Source organism: Streptomyces sp. NPDC054847 (assembly GCF_053610925.1).
In genome coordinates this window covers 1-11,209 of the sequence record NZ_JBSGZJ010000228.1, presented here as the reverse complement: position 1 = coordinate 11,209, position 11,209 = coordinate 1, and the positions used below count along the sequence as shown (strand labels likewise).

The following is an 11,209-nucleotide window of genomic DNA, read 5'->3' as shown; positions in this document are numbered from 1 at the left end:
AGAAGATCCACTCACACCCGTGCCGCGGGCCCGGGTGCCGTGCGGCGCCCCCGGAGGTCCGGGCGGACGCGGTCCGCGCCCGCCCGGACGTCACCGGGGTCACCGCCGGGTCGTGCTCACGGCCGCCAGACCTCGAGGATGCCCTTGAACAGCTCCGCGTGCGGGAGCTCGACGGGCGCCGGGCCGGCATGGAAGAAGGCGGCGTTGTCCACCTGGAGCTTGCGCAGGTAGTCGAACGCCTTGGCGTCGTGCTCACCGAACGCCACGAACTGCCAGAACACCGGCTTGCCGGCGGTCGCCGCGAGCGCGGCGGTGGCGGCGGTCTTCGACTCGGGGGCGCCGTCGGTCTGGAAGATCACGAACGCGGGGGCGTCGGTGTTCTTCTTCGCGTGCAGGGCGAGGACCTCCTCGACGGCGAGGTGGTAGTTCGTCCGGCCCATACGGCCGAGGCCGGCGTGCAACTCGTCCACGCGGCCCTCGTGGGAGTCGAGGGTGAGCTCGCCGGTGCCGTCGATCTCGGTCGAGAAGAACACGACGTCGACGGTCGCGTCGGCGTCGAGGTGCGCGGAGAGCGCGAGCGCCTGCTCGCCGAGGCGCTGGGCGCTGCCGTCCTTGAAGAACGGGCGCATGGATCCGGACCGGTCGAGCACGAGGTACACGCGGGCACGCGCCCCGGTGAGCTCCGCCTTCTTGAGGGCGGCGCCCGCGGCCTTGTACGCGTCCACCAGCTGCGGTGCCCGCGCCTTGACCCGCGCGAGCCCGATCGCGGCGCGCCCGGCGGGCCCGGCGGCGACGGTGGGCTCGGTCTCCGCGGCCTCGGTCTCGTCGGCCTCTGGGGCCTCGGCGGCGGGGGCGGCTGCGGCCTCGGGCTCCTCGGCTTCGGCCGCGACCGGGGTTTCGGCGGCGGGCTCGTCGGACGCGACGGCCTCGGACGCTTCGGCCTCGGCGACAGCGTCCCGGGCGGCTTCGTCCGTGTCCGTGTCCGCAGTCGGCGAGTCGACCTCGACGGCCTTGTCCTCGGCCGCCTCGGCGGCGGTGTCCTCCGCGACCTCGTCCACGGCGGCCTTCTCAGCCGCGGGCTCGACCTCGGTGGTCCCGGCCACGACGGCCTCGACCTCGGCCGCCTTGTCCTCGGCCGCCTCGACCTCAGGAGCCTCCTCCGTCGTCGGCTCGGTCACCGGGGTCTCGGCCTCGGCGGCCACGTCCTCGGCCGTCTCGGCCACGGCCGCCTTGTCCTCGGCGGACTCGGCCTCGGGAGCCGCCTCTGTCGTCGGCTCGGTCACCGGGGCATCGGCCTCAGCGGCCACGTCCTCGGCGGCGGGCTTCGGGCCGGCCGCGTCGGTGGAGACGCTCGGCTCCGGCGATGTGGCCTGGGCCGGGACCGACGTGGGGCGGGGGCGCGGCACCGGGTTGTCGAACGCGGCGGAGACCAGGTCTGCCGCCCGGTCGGTGGGGGGCTGGGACGGGACCGTCGCGGTGGACGTGTCCTTGGCCGGTTCCGTGCGCTCGCTCTGGGCCGGAACGGAGGGTGCCGCCGACTCGTTACGCTCATCGCGGTCGCGTCCGAACACCTTGCGCAGCATGCTCCGAATACCCATGGGCGAGGCCTTTCACATGAGTTGGGTGCGGTGACTGTCCGCTCCTGCCCGGGGCAACAAAGGCCAGGGCGGACACGTAAGGTTAGCGGCCGCCCGGCGCGGCTCCGGGGAGGGCACCCGCCGGACCGTTCCACACACCTCGACCGGGCCCCGGCCGTGCCCCATTCATCCGTCGTTCATCTCGCGTCCGCCGCCGTGCAGATGTGCGCCTCTAACGTCATGGCCGGAATCATTCCGACACCATGTCGGCGCAGGTGCGCCGAAGGAGGACGAAGTGCGCAAACTGCTGCCGCTGTTGACCACCACTCCGCACGCGGGCGGACGTTCCGCCCTCACTTGCCGTTACCGCTGTGGCGACGCCTGCTTCCACGAGGTCCCGAACACCAGCGACAACGAGTACGTCGGTGACGTCATAGCGAGCGCCCTGTCGCGCCGTTCGATGATGCGCGCCGCCGCGGTGGTGACCGTCGCCGCCGCGGCCGGCGGCTCGGTCGTCGTCCAGTCGGCCACTCCCGCGGAGGCCTCCGGCCGCAAGCCGGGTGCCGGCAAGGTGGACGGCGCCCGGGGTCTGCGCTTCGCGCCCGTCGCCCCCAACAAGGACGACAAGGTCACCGTCCCCGAGGGCTACGCGCAGAGTGTGGTCATCCGCTGGGGCGAGCCGATCCTCCGCGGCGCCCCCGCCTTCGACCCCGACCGGCAGTCGGCGAAGGCGCAGGCCGGCCAGTTCGGCTACAACAACGACTTCCTCAGCCTGCTCCCGCTCCGGGGCGAGCGCGGCCGCCAGGTACTCGTGGCGAACCACGAGTACACGGACGAGGTCCTGATGTTCAAGGGGTACGACCCCGAGAACCCGACCCGCGAGCAGGTCGAGATCGCCTGGGCCGCGCACGGTCTGTCGGTCGTCGTGGTCCAGGAGGAGCACCGCTCCGGCAAGCTCACCCCGGTGAACCGCCACCCGCTCAACCGCCGTCTCACCGCGACGAGCGAGTTCGAGGTCACCGGCCCGGCCGCCGGCAGCGCGCTGCTGCGCACCTCCGCCGACCCGTCGGGCACCAAGGTGCTCGGCACGCTCAACAACTGCGCCGGCGGCACCACCCCGTGGGGCACCACCCTCCACGGCGAGGAGAACTTCAACCAGTACTTCGCGAACGGTTCGAGCGCGACGGACAAGCGCTACGGCCTCGGCTCCGGCGCCACGGAGCGCAAGTGGGAGCGTTTCGACAAGCGCTTCGACCTCAAGCAGGAGCCCAACGAGGTCCACCGCCACGGCTGGGTCGTCGAACTCGACCCGTTCGACCCTGACTTCACGCCCGCCAAGCGCACCGCGCTGGGCCGGTTCAAGCACGAGGCCGCGCAGCCCCGGCTCACCGCCGACGGCCGGCCCGTCGTCTACATGGGCGACGACGAGCGCTTCGACTACTTCTACAAGTTCGTCTCCTCCAAGCGGATGAAGAAGGGCGGCGGCCGCGCCGCGCGCGAGCACAATCGCACGCTCCTCGACGAGGGCACGCTTTACGTCGCCAAGCTGACCGGCGACAGCCCCGCCGCCGAGATCGACGGCACCGGCAAGCTCCCGAACGACGGCGAGTTCGACGGTTCCGGCGTGTGGATCCCGCTCGCGACGGGCGACGTGTCGCACGTGCCCGGCATGACCGCCGAGGAGGTGTACGTCTTCACCCGTCTCGCCGGTGACAAGGTCGGCGCGACGAAGATGGACCGCCCCGAGGACGTCGAGCCGAGCCCCCGCTCCGGCCGGGTGTACGTGGCGCTCACCAACAACAAGGACCGCGGCGCCGCCGGCAAGGCGGGCGCGGACGAGGCCAACCCGCGCAACGGCAACAAGCACGGCCAGGTCCTCGAGCTGGCCGAGCACTGGGACGACCCGGCGTCGGACGGCTTCGCCTGGCGTCTCTTCCTGGTCGCCGGCGACCCGAACGACCCGGCGACCTACTTCGCCGGTTTCCCGAAGGACAGGGTCAGCCCCATCTCCTGCCCGGACAACGTGGCGTTCGACGCGCACGGGAACCTGTGGCTCTCCACGGACGGCAACGCGCTCGGCACCCACGACGGTCTCTTCGGTGTGGCGACGCAGGGCGAGCGCCGTGGTGAGCTGAAGCAGTTCCTGACCGTGCCGATCGGTGCGGAGACCTGCGGCCCGGTGATCCAGGACCGTCGTGTCCTGGTGGCGGTGCAGCACCCGGGCGAGGTCGACGGCGCGTCCGTCGAGAAGCCCGCGAGCGCCTGGCCCGACGGACCGGGCAAGCTGGTCCGCCCGTCGGTCGTCGCCGTCTACCGCAAGGACGGCGGGGACATCGGCGTCTGACCCGGCAGCGCGTTCACGAGGTGGCGCCCGTCTGTGCGCGCCACCTCGTGAACTGTTCGGCGGCGTCTCCCGTGTACGCCCACGGGAGATACGCCGCCCTGGCGCCGAGCAGCTGGAACAGTCCGCCCGCCTCCTGCCGCAGTCCCGCGAGGCACGCGGCGTGCGTGAGGTAGTTGAGCTCCCCGATCTCCTCGGGCGCGACGGGTCCGTCCGTACGCCACAGGACCCACCGCTCCCAGGTGCGGCGGATCTCCCTGATCGCCAGCTCGTGCTTCCAGTGCTGGTCGAATCCGCGCACGACCCGGCCCTGCGCGGCGTCGGCGACGTACCGGTACTCCTCCGCCCGGGCGATCTGCACCAGCACCGGCAGCGGTGAGCCGGGCGGTGACGCGCCTGCCGCGTCGCGGGCGAAGTCGTACATCCGGCCGTGCGTGCCGTGCCATCGGGCCGAGTGGTAGCGCAGCAGCTGCACATGGCCCTCGACGTTGTACGGGTCGCGCCGGCGCAGCTCGTCCCACCAGCCGCGCAGTTCACGGCGGGGGACCCCGTCCTCGTAGAGCCGGGCCACCGTCAGCAGCGACACCCACGGCATCGGGTCGGCGGGGTGGGCGTCGGCGGCGGTGAGGCAGGCACGTACCGCGGCGTCGAGCCGTGTGCGGTCGGCCCCGCCGCGGCCGGTGGCGATCACCCGCTGGAACGCGCGGACGACGTCCGTGGCGGCGCCGAGGACCGCGGCGTCGGGGCGGTCCGGTTCCGCGGCCCGCCATATCTCGGCCGCGGAGGAGCCGGCAGCGGCATGGGCGAGCAGCCGTATCCGGTGGGTGCGCAGCGGCCAGTCGTCGCCGGTGGCGTGCAGCAGATCGCGGACGCCCTGCCAGCGGCCGATGACGATGTCGTGCAGAGCGTCGGTGAGGGGCCGGTCCCCGAAGGCGGGATCGAAGTCGGGTACGAAGCGGCGGCGTACGGCCATCTGCGTCACTCCCCTCGGCGGTGCGTTTCGTGCGACGGGCCCTCAGCGGTCCGGGTGGTGTTCAGAAGTCCGTGGCCAGCGCCTTGTCGGCGTAGTCACCGCGATGGTGGCCGCGGTCACCGGTGCCGTCCCCGGTGACGGCACGGGCCGCGTCCAGCCGGGCCGGCCGGTAGTACGCGCTGCCCCGCCGCCAGTAGAGGACCATCGGGACGAGTCCCGAGGCGAGACCGCCGAGACCGATCGCGATCGAGGCGCCGCTCAGCTCACCGAGCGACTCGAAGAAGATCCACAGCATGAACAGCGCGCCCAGCAGCGGCCAGACGCCGCCGAGCACGAACTCGCGCACGGACACCAGCAGCATCCTGCGGTACGCGACGACGGCGGCGATCCCGGCGAGCCCGTAGTAGAAGGCGATCTGGAGGCCTATCGCGGCGACCGCCGCGGCGACCACGTCGGCGACGGAGCCGAGTGCCGTGGAGGCCACGAACATGGCGAGGGCGACCACGCCGACGACCGTCACGGCCGCCCACGGTGTGTTCCAGCGGCGGTGGACCAGGCCCAGCGCCGCAGGCATCGTCCGGTCGCGGCCCATCGCGAACAGCGAGCGGGTGACCTGGATCAGGGTGGTCTCCAAGGTGGCGACGGTCGACAGCAGCACCGCCAGGACCAGCAGTTTTCCGCCGACACCGGGCCAGACGGCGGCCCCGAGCACGGCCGGCACGTTCGCTCCGGCCGCCTGGATCTCGCCGGGCGTCAGGACGACGTTGACGGCGATCGTGAACGCCTCGAACAGCAGGAAGACGATCCCGACACCGACGAGCGCGGCCAGCCCGGCGGTGCGGCGGCTGTTCCGGGTCTCCTCGCTGAGGTTGCTGGTGACGTCCCAGCCCCAGTAGTAGAACGTGGCGATCAGCGCCCCGGAGGCGAAGCCGGCCGGCCCGTCGAAGTGCGAGAAGCCGAACCAGGACCAGTCGAAGGCGGTCGCGGCGCCCTCGTGCAGCACGGCGGCCCCCACGAAGAAGAGCAGGATCGCCAGCTCGGTGCCGGTCAGGATCAGCTGGGCGCGTACCGTCAGCCGCGCCCCGCCCAGCACGACGAGCAGCATCGCCACGAACCACGCCGCCCCCACGGCCGTGGCGAGGAACCGGTCGTCGGCGAGATCCGGGTCCAAGAGGGCCAGGGTCATCGCGCCCGCGGGCAGCGACCCCGCCACCATGAAGATCGTCGTCGAGACGACCAGCGCCCACCCGGAGAGGAAGCCCAGGAACGGGTGGAGGGTTCGCCCGACCCAGGAGTAACCGGCGCCCGCGTTGACGTCGATACGGCCGAGCCTGCCGAAGGCGAGGACGATGCCGAGCATGGGGATCGCGCAGTACAGCAGCGCCGCGGGACCGGCGAGTCCGACCGTGGCGACGAGCACCGCCGTGGTGGCCGCGATCGAATAGGCGGGGGCACTGCCCGCCACGGCCATGACGATGGTGTCGAACGTCCCGAGGACATTGGGCCGGAGCCCTCTGCCGGAGCTGCTGCGCATGGAAGTCTCCGAAAGCCCTTGTGCCGCGCGGTAGGTGCCGGCGCATCAGAAAGGGGTCGCCCGTACGGAGGGAAGGCTCCGTTCCGGGGGATCGTGCGCATCGTAGTCGGATGTGTGCGTACGGGTGAGGGGGCGGGGTCCGCTCCCGTCCGCACGGGTGGGGCGGGCCGGGTCCGGTCCCCTCCGTACGGGTCCGTGCCGCGGAGCGCCGCGGGTCGTAGAGTCGGGACATGGCTGCAGAGGGAGCGTCCACGTCAGGCGAGGGGACCGTACGCGTCGACGTGTGGATCTGGTCCGTACGGCTCACCAAGACCCGCTCACAGGCGTCCGCCGCCTGCCGCGCCGGCCATGTGCGTGTCAACGGCGAGCGCGTCAAGCCCGCCCAGGCGCTGCGCGTCGGGGACCAGGTACGGCTGTTCCACGCCGGGCGCGAGCGTCTTGTGGTCGTCTCGAAGATCCTTCGGAAGCGGGTGGGCGCGCCGGTCGCGGCGGAGGCGTACGTGGACAACAGCCCGCCGCCCCCGCCCAAGGAGTTCGCCGCCCCGGCGGCGGTACGTGACCGCGGTGCCGGCCGTCCGACCAAGCGCGACCGGCGTGAGCTGGAGCGGCTCCACGGCGCCCGGCACAAGGGCTGACCGGTCCGGCGGGGAGCACGCGGCGGCGGAGCGCCCTCACGACCTCGGCGCGGGTGACGCGATCGCCCGCGCCGCCCGCACCTCCTGGCGCAGCGGCGCCAGCACACCCTCCTCGTCGCCCGGCAGATCCGCCCGCACCTCGACCAGCACCTCGCTCGACCGCAGCCCGTCCGCCAGCTCGCGCAGCTGCCGCTCGATGTCGGTGACCTCGGTGGCGTCGGGCGGTTCGGCGCCGTGGTCGACGCGGACCCGCGCCGCTGTCGTCGCGTCCACGATCCGCTCGGCGGCGACGACCAGCGGCCACCAGGCGGCGGCCCGCGCGCCGGTCGGCGGCGGTTCCGTCAGGGCCCGCTGGAACTCGGAACGCACGGAGGACAGGTCGCGGTAGATCCGCCGCCGGGCGTGCGCGCGCTCCGTGTGGTCCATGCCGCCGAACGCGGACGCCACATAGTGCGCCGTGTCCTCCACGCACTGCGCGAGCCGGTCCCCGATCCTGGTGTGCCAGCTCTCCGGCCACATCAGATAGCCGGCCACCAGCACGATGGCGCACCCGATGAGGCTGTCCACGAGACGCGGCAGCACCAGATGGAAGCCCTCGTGGTTGAGGATGTCCGACAGCATCAGGATCACCGGGGTGATCGCCGCGGTCTGGAAGGCGTAGCCCTTGACGGAGAACGCCGGGATCAGCGCCGCGAGAACCATCATCACGGGCACGTCCCACCAGCCGCGTTCCACCGCCGCCAGCACGGCGGCCGCGACGAGGAGACCGGCGGCCGTGCCGAGCGCACGCAGCACGGCGCGGGAGAACACCGAGCCGAAGTCCGGTTTCAGGACGAACGTGACGGTGAGGGCCACCCAGTAGGAGCGTGTGACCGGGATCAGCGACACCAGTGTCTGCGCCAGCCCGATGCAGAGCGCGAGCCGCAGCCCGTAGCGCCAAGAGGACTCCGACAGCAGTACGTTGCGGGCCGCCTGCCGCGCCCTGACGCCGAGCGCCGCCGGCCGGCCCAGCCGGTCGTCCACACCCGCGGGGTCCGGGTCGGTCCGGTGGACGACTGCCGACGCGTGGCGCAGGGCGCTGTTCACGGCACGGTCGGCCGGGCCTTCGGGCTCGGGCAGCACGAACTCGGGCGCGGTGGTGCGCTCCTGCTCCACCGAGTCGGCCAACTCGCGTACCACCGCCGCGATCTGGGGCCGCCGGGAGGCACGCCCGTAAAGGTGCGCCGCGGCCGCCGCCTCGACGAGCGGGACGATCACATTGAGCTGGGCGAGCAGCCGGACCAGCCCGCCCCGCCGGCCGTGGTCGCGGGCACGCCGGGCCAGGACGAGGTCGTACGAGGTGTTGAGCGACTGGGTGACGTCCTGACGGCGGGCGTCGTAATCGGTGGTGCCCGCGGCGGCCAGCAGCGCGGCGACGCTGCGGTAGGTCGCGGCGACCGCCGCCTGCTCCGGGACCCGGGCACGCACCGGCCAGGCCAGCAGGGTCAGTACGAGGACGAACAGCCCGCCGAGCGTCAGCAGCAGCGGCGCCTTCCACCAGGGCCCCGGCATCGGCAGCCCCGCCCCCACCACCGCGTTGAGCAGGAGCAGCAGCCCTGACACGGAGGCCACCGCGCCGATGGAGGAGATCATGCCGGAGACGAGCGCGATGAGGGTGAGCGCACCGACCGCGACCCAGCCCTCCCCGTGAACCAGGATGCCGAGGGTCACGCCGACCGCTCCGAAGAACTGCGGGACTGCGATGTTCAGCAGACGCATCCGGTAGGCGTCGGCGGTGTCGCCGATGACACCGGCCAGTGCGCCCATCGACACCAGCGCGCCGTATTCGGGGCGGCCGGTCGCCAGACCGACGGCCAGTGGCGCGGCGAGGGCGACGGCGGCGCGGCCGACAGCGGCCTTGGGGACGGGCACGGACGCGGGCCGCAGACCGTGCATCAGCCAGGCCGGCGGCGTCAGGCGCCCCGTGCGGCCGCCGTTGCCGTCCTCGCGTCGTCCCATGGCTTCAAGAGACCCTGAACGGGCCGCCGGGCGCAAGCTCCATCGCGGCCCGCCCTGCCGCGACCGTGCTCAGCTGCGGTAGTTCTCCACCTCTTCGGCGGGCCGTTCCCGCACCGTGCCGGGGTCCTCACCGAACTCGGCCTTCGCGCGACGCCGGCGCAGCAGGTCCCAGCACTGGTCGAGACGGATCTCCAGCTGCCGCAGCCGGGCCTGTTCGTCGGGAGCGAGGCCGCGCTGGTCGGTGGAACGGTCGCGCAGCGCCCGCTCCTCGGCGACGAGGTTCCCGATGTCGTCGATGATCTGCTCGTCGACCTGCTCGTTCTTCTGCTCGTGGTCCATGGCGTCCGCTCCGTGGTCCGTCGTGCGGGGTGCCCGGTGTGCCGTCCTCGGCGGTGAGCCGGTCACACGGTCACGGCGCGAGGCGCCCGTCCGGTGCCTCCTGACCGGGGCCCCCGCCGTCCCGCACCACGTACCCACTTTCGCTCCCACCGGCGGTCAGCGCACGTCGTGCAGTTCGAGTTCGACGAGGAGCGAGCGGTGGTCGGTGTCCGGTAGGTCCAGGAAGCGGGCCCGGCGCACCGAGAAGTCGTCGCTGACCAGCACATGGTCGATCTGCGTGCCCAGCGGGCGGCGCAGCGTGGCCGGCCAGGAGGGCGTGCGGGCGGCGCCGGCGAGGGTGGCGCCGTCGCTCAGCCCGCCCGCCCGGAGGATGCGGCGGAACGCGGCGTGGTCCTGGCCAGCGTTGAAATCGCCCGCCACCACGGTCGGCGAGCCCTTCGCGCGGGCCGCGTGGTTCCGCAGCAGCCCCAGTTCCCGGCGCCAGTCGTCCACGGCTTCAGGGACCGGCGGCAGGGGATGCGCGAGCTGGAGGCCGACCTCGCGCCCGGCGACGTCGACGACGGCCCCCGGCATGGCGAGCGTGCTGTCGACACCGGGGGCGGGCCGCAGCGGATGCCTGCTGAGGATCGCGGAACCGGCGGCGGAGAAGTCCGCCACGACATGGCGGTACGGGTAGTCGGCACGCGGCACGTCCGCCTCCAGGGCATCGGCGCACGCGTGGTCGCATTCCTGGACGAAGACGATGTCCGGCCGCTCGCGGCGCAGCGTGGCCACCAGCGCCCCTGTGGCCTGCCCGAACTCGATGTTCGAGGTCAGCACGTCGAGGCGGGCGACGACGGGACCGGGCGGCTTCTCGGTCAGCCCGGTGTCGTAGGGCCTGACGAACCACCCCGTGACCGCGAGCACCGCGACCGCCCAGCCCGCGAGGAAACGGCTGCGCGCCGGCAGGGCGAGGAGCAGGGCGGCGCCGGCGGGCAGCAGCAGCCACGGCAGGAACGCGAGCAGTTGCGGGACGGGCGTGACACCGTCCGTGTCCGCGGCGCGGCACGCGGCGACGGCGGTGGGGGCGAGGAGCAGCAGCGCGGCGAGCCATCCCGCGGTGCGCCGTGCGCCGGAGCCGGCCGTGCCGTACGGGGCCCCTGCCCCGTCCTCCTCCGCGCTCTGCCAGGTCGCGCTGTCCAAACCGGCCTCCGAACCTCTGCGTACGGGAACGTGTGGCCCCTGGGACATGAGACGCCCGTTTCCGCGGGTTCGTTGCGGACGACCCCCGGCAACGGAGCGCCGGTCCCGGTCCGGTCCTCCCAGGACTTGCCCGCGGCCGCCCACGGGTGTGCCCTGAAGAGGCGCGGGGGAAGAGGGAAGGAGCGTTCCGTCATGGCCGCACACGCAGCGATGCCGCACCGCCGGCGCCGGACTTCAGAACGACAGCACCACAGTCCCACCGCCTGGGCGGTGCCCGTCACCGTGGGACTCGTCCTCGGTATCTGGGCAGCGTTCATCAAGCGGGCCCAGAACGACGGCGTGGCGACCGGGGGCCAGTGGGTCCTCGGAGTGATCACCGCGGTCGTCATCGCCGTGCTGTTGTTCGCGCTGATGCGCGTCCAGCACGCGCTGCCCCGTGAAATGCGGGCCCTGGCCTACGGGGCCCTGACCGCGGCGACGGTCGGATTCCTGACCAGTCTCGCCGGAGGGAGCGTCCTGCGGGCCGCCGGGATCGGCGTGGCGGTCGGGGCGGGTGTGGCCGCCGTGACCTTCTACTTCTATTACACGCGGGAGTGAGACAGGCTGGTCACAGGCAAACCTCGATCGGCG

General features: G+C 73.0%; 9 protein-coding genes. 3 read left to right on the top strand and 6 right to left on the bottom strand.

Annotated elements, in window-relative coordinates:
* Nucleotides 1-116: 116 nt before the first annotated feature.
* On the bottom strand, nt 117-1,598 hold the full coding sequence (locus ACWGH4_RS21695) for a VWA domain-containing protein (RefSeq protein WP_453463307.1): 1,482 nt from the start codon (nt 1,596-1,598) through the stop codon (nt 117-119).
* Between the two features lie 274 nt (nt 1,599-1,872).
* Between ACWGH4_RS21695 and ACWGH4_RS21690 the strand changes: the two genes are divergently transcribed.
* Entirely contained in the window at nt 1,873-3,921 is a 2,049-nt protein-coding gene (locus ACWGH4_RS21690) for a PhoX family protein (RefSeq protein WP_453463304.1), read from the top strand.
* Between the two features lie 13 nt (nt 3,922-3,934).
* Here ACWGH4_RS21690 and ACWGH4_RS21685 read toward each other — a convergent pair whose 3' ends face one another.
* Together ACWGH4_RS21685 and ACWGH4_RS21680 are read right to left on the bottom strand one after the other, a co-directional pair.
* The gene (locus ACWGH4_RS21685; protein ID WP_453463302.1) at nt 3,935-4,891 is read right to left on the bottom strand and encodes a hypothetical protein; all 957 of its coding nucleotides are present in this window, start codon (nt 4,889-4,891) and stop codon (nt 3,935-3,937) included.
* Nucleotides 4,892-4,952: 61 nt separating this feature from the next.
* The gene (locus ACWGH4_RS21680) at nt 4,953-6,425 is read right to left on the bottom strand and encodes an APC family permease (protein WP_453463299.1); all 1,473 of its coding nucleotides are present in this window, start codon (nt 6,423-6,425) and stop codon (nt 4,953-4,955) included.
* Nucleotides 6,426-6,655: 230 nt separating this feature from the next.
* Here ACWGH4_RS21680 and ACWGH4_RS21675 point away from each other — a divergent pair, with 230 nt between their 5' ends.
* Nucleotides 6,656-7,060 carry a S4 domain-containing protein gene (locus ACWGH4_RS21675; protein WP_441263418.1) on the top strand — a complete coding sequence of 135 codons (405 nt, stop codon included), beginning with the start codon at nt 6,656-6,658 and terminating at the stop codon, nt 7,058-7,060.
* A gap of 36 nt (nt 7,061-7,096) precedes the next feature.
* Here the strand turns inward: ACWGH4_RS21675 and ACWGH4_RS21670 are convergent, their stop codons facing one another.
* From ACWGH4_RS21670 to ACWGH4_RS21660, 3 genes are all read right to left on the bottom strand, one after another.
* A complete protein-coding gene (locus ACWGH4_RS21670; protein WP_453463296.1) occupies nt 7,097-9,058 on the bottom strand; it encodes an FUSC family protein in 1,962 nt (653 codons plus the stop codon).
* A 69-nt stretch (nt 9,059-9,127) separates the two neighbouring features.
* On the bottom strand, nt 9,128-9,397 hold the full coding sequence (locus tag ACWGH4_RS21665; RefSeq protein WP_453463293.1) for a DUF2630 family protein: 270 nt from the start codon (nt 9,395-9,397) through the stop codon (nt 9,128-9,130).
* A 156-nt stretch (nt 9,398-9,553) separates the two neighbouring features.
* Complete coding sequence (locus tag ACWGH4_RS21660) at nt 9,554-10,579, bottom strand: endonuclease/exonuclease/phosphatase family protein (protein ID WP_453463290.1); 1,026 nt, start codon at nt 10,577-10,579, stop codon at nt 9,554-9,556.
* A 192-nt stretch (nt 10,580-10,771) separates the two neighbouring features.
* Here ACWGH4_RS21660 and ACWGH4_RS21655 point away from each other — a divergent pair, with 192 nt between their 5' ends.
* Complete coding sequence (locus tag ACWGH4_RS21655; protein ID WP_453463287.1) at nt 10,772-11,176, top strand: hypothetical protein; 405 nt, start codon at nt 10,772-10,774, stop codon at nt 11,174-11,176.
* Nucleotides 11,177-11,209 lie beyond the last annotated feature (33 nt).

What these genes read in the sequence shown, in the direction of transcription:
- ACWGH4_RS21695 (WP_453463307.1), bottom strand. Translation starts at nt 1,598, where the DNA reads ATGGGTATTCGGAGCATGCTGCGCAAGGTGTTCGGACGCGACCGCGAT.
- ACWGH4_RS21685 (WP_453463302.1), bottom strand. Translation starts at nt 4,891, where the DNA reads ATGGCCGTACGCCGCCGCTTCGTACCCGACTTCGATCCCGCCTTCGGG.
- ACWGH4_RS21680 (WP_453463299.1), bottom strand. Translation starts at nt 6,425, where the DNA reads ATGCGCAGCAGCTCCGGCAGAGGGCTCCGGCCCAATGTCCTCGGGACG.
- ACWGH4_RS21675 (WP_441263418.1), top strand. Translation starts at nt 6,656, where the DNA reads ATGGCTGCAGAGGGAGCGTCCACGTCAGGCGAGGGGACCGTACGCGTC.
- ACWGH4_RS21670 (WP_453463296.1), bottom strand. Translation starts at nt 9,058, where the DNA reads ATGGGACGACGCGAGGACGGCAACGGCGGCCGCACGGGGCGCCTGACG.
- ACWGH4_RS21665 (WP_453463293.1), bottom strand. Translation starts at nt 9,397, where the DNA reads ATGGACCACGAGCAGAAGAACGAGCAGGTCGACGAGCAGATCATCGAC.
- ACWGH4_RS21655 (WP_453463287.1), top strand. Translation starts at nt 10,772, where the DNA reads ATGGCCGCACACGCAGCGATGCCGCACCGCCGGCGCCGGACTTCAGAA.